Source organism: Mycobacterium sp. TH-M116 (assembly GCF_057473685.1).
On the sequence record NZ_JBYCLC010000070.1, the window covers coordinates 1 to 3,037 of the forward strand.

Annotated in this window: 2 protein-coding genes; one reads left to right on the forward strand and one right to left on the reverse strand. The window is 63.4% G+C overall.

Annotated features, from left to right (window positions below):
* Positions 1-1,291 precede the first annotated feature (1,291 nt).
* Positions 1,292-2,740, forward strand: a complete 1,449-nt coding sequence (locus tag AC2VOK_RS03580; RefSeq protein WP_428899260.1) for an MFS transporter — start codon at positions 1,292-1,294, stop codon at positions 2,738-2,740.
* A gap of 187 nt (positions 2,741-2,927) precedes the next feature.
* Here the strand turns inward: AC2VOK_RS03580 and AC2VOK_RS03585 are convergent.
* Positions 2,928-3,037, reverse strand: a 110-nt coding sequence (locus AC2VOK_RS03585) for a DUF6955 family protein (RefSeq protein ID WP_428899261.1), incomplete at its 5' end; no start/stop codon positions are given.

Here is a 3,037-nt window from a genome sequence, read left to right on the forward strand (position 1 = left end):
GACGCGCATTTGTGGCGGGCCCCACCGCCAGCATGCCTTGCCAGGTCAGGGTACCTCGTGAGGCGGGACGCACTCTCCCTGCTGAGGCAAAGCTTCCGTACTTCACTGCTCGTAGCGACCAACATTGCACGTAGTAACTATTAATGCCAGTAGAGACCACCCGGGATTGCCCGGCAACGTCCAATGGCCGATGTACAGGAGATTGCCAGCTAACTTCATCGGTACATCCAGTTGACCGCGAGCGGTCTGTTTCCCAGGGCGTCGTCGGTGGAACGGCGGTGGCGGCGGACCGGCCCTGGCAAGGCGTTGGGGAGGCGTTGTCCCGCATCACTATCCGCATCACTATCCGCACTCTCCGCGAACCGGGGCTCTCCGCGAACCGGCCGCTGTGCCGGGGAGGATCGTTGCCGTCCGCAGGCGGGATGGCCCGTTACACATGCCGGATCCATCTGCGGCCGATGCGAGTTCGACGCACCGCCGCGATCTCCACGTAAATCTCCTCGTGAATCAATCTCCTCGTGAATCCGCTGCGTGTATCGATGCGGGCGGAAAACCGGGAGGCGGGTTGGACGCATTTCGAGCCGGGGCCGATCCCATGACGACGATTTGCTGGTCTCGGGCGTTCTCACTGGAGCCGAAGAAGCTTTGTGAGCTTTCGCGGACGTGGCCAGGTAATTATGGTCTCGGATCGGTCACAGCGTGGCCGGCTGGACGTCTCGACGAAATTAACTGAGGATATCCTGTACATCGGCCGATCCGCGTTGTCGGGGCGCGGTGGTTGGGCTTAACTGTCGATCAGTGAAGTGTGTCGCCGAGCCGGTGCATCCGAACGTGTCCCGCAAGGTTTTGCGAACGGTTTCCGAAACGGGTCGACGCACTGTGGCGCCGGGCCCGCCATGATCGCGCGTCAATGTCGACCGCCAGTAGGTCCTAGGTCCTGTAGCACAGACCGGTAACCGGCCGATCGATGACGATGGCCGGGTGTGACGCGGAGGGCAACAAGTGTCAGCTGATGTCTCGTGTCGTTTCTCGCCCCTGGATGAGCACCAGTCGGGTGCGGTGCGCGCCGAACGCGATCCCTCTCCCGCGCGGTTGGCCGCGAGGTCGGCCGCCAACCACATGGTAGAAATGCCAAGTTTTTTCGGAGTGCAAGCCCCGTAGCACCGACAAGCCCACCGACACGCCCACTGCAAGGCAGCCGCTCGCTGCGCGAGGAGTGGTCGCTTGTCGCCCGAGACTGTGAAAGGCCCGACATTGTGAAAGGCCCGATATTGTGAAAGGTGAGTACCGCATGGCAAGTACGCGTCGCATCCTGGACTGGGATCCAGAAGACGCCGTGGCCTGGAGTGCCGGTAACAGTCGCATCGCCCGCCGCAACCTGATCTGGTCGATCGTGACCGCGCACGTGGCTTTTTCGGTCTGGTACCTCTGGTCGGTCATGGTGCTGTTCATGCCGCACGACGTATACGGTTTCAGCACCGGCGACAAGCTGCTGCTGGGCGCTACCGCATCCCTGGTCGGAGCGGTCGCCCGCATCCCTTATGCGATGGCGGGCGCCAGATTCGGCGGCCGCAACTGGGCGGTGTTCTCCTCGGCTGTGCTGCTGATCCCCACGGCCGGCACCATCGTGCTGTTGGCCCATCCCGGTCTGCCGTTGTGGCCGTATCTGGTCTGTGCCGCGCTGACCGGCCTCGGGGGAGCCAATTACTCGGCATCGCTTGCCACCGCGGAAACCTTCTACCCGCAGCGGCTCAAGGGATTCGCGATGGGGCTCACAGGCGGGATCGCCAACCTGGGGTCGGCGGCCATCCAGGCGGTCGGTCTGATCGTGCTGGCCACCGCGGGTCACGAGGCGCCGTACCTGGTTTGCGCGGTCTACCTGGTGCTGCTGGCCCTGGGCGGGTTCGGTGCGGCGCTGTTCATGAACAACCTGCACTACCGCATCGACATGAGCCACCTCAAAGAGGTCCTCAAGGTCGGCGACTCGTGGAGTGTAGCGATGCTCTATCTGATCTGCTCTGGTTCGTTCATCGGTTTCGCCTTCGCCTTCGGACAGGTGTTGCAGCACAACTTCGTCGCCAGTGGCCAGAGCCACGGGCAGGCGTCACTGCATGCCGCCGAGATCGCTTTCATCGGGCCGCTGCTCGGTTCGGTGGCGCGCGTGTACGGCGGCAAGTTGAGCGACCGTTTCGGTGGCGGCCACGTCGCCCTGACCTTACTGTTCTGCATGATTCTTGGCGGCGGGTTCCTGGTGGCCGTCAGCACCCACGACGACCTCACCCGCGGCGACGGCGATCCCGTGACGGGCTTCACGTTGGCGGGCTACATCATCGGCTTCATCGGGCTGTTCATTTTCTCCGGTGCCGGCAAGGGTGCCGTTTACAAACTGATCCCGGCGATATTCGACATACGCAGCCGCCAACTGGACGTCAGCGATGTCGAACGCCGCCTCTGGGTACGGGTGAGGTCGGGCACCCTGATCGGTTTCGCCGGCGCGTTCGGCGCGCTCGGGGGCGTGGGGATCAACCTGGTGCTGCGGCAGTCCTACGACCGCGCCGGTACCGAGACGCCCGCGTTCTGGATCTTCCTGGGGTGCTACATCGCCGCCGCCGTGCTGGCGTGGGCGCGTTACGTACGAGCGCACGACAACCACGACAACAAGGACAACCACGACAACAAGGTGGTGGCACCGCCGGTGGTGCCGGTCCAGACCCGCGCGGAAGTGCCGGTCAACACCTGACATCTTCGTCGACCTGATCCCTGCCGCCCTGACCCCTGCCGCCGGGAATTCTTCTTCCAGACAGCAGGCGACACGTCACGTCGACACAGCACGTCGACACAGCACAGGGGCCGAGGAGACTTGGTCCCGCTCGGCCCCTGCTTTTTGACAGGCTGTGCGCTTGACAGGCTGTGCGCTTGACAGGCTGTTACGCCTCTTGCAGGAAGCGTTCTGTGACCTCTGGTCCGGTGGAATGCAGCTGGATGGAAAGCTGCAGGAGTTTGTCTTTTGCTTGCTTGGGGAGTAGTTCGATCGAGT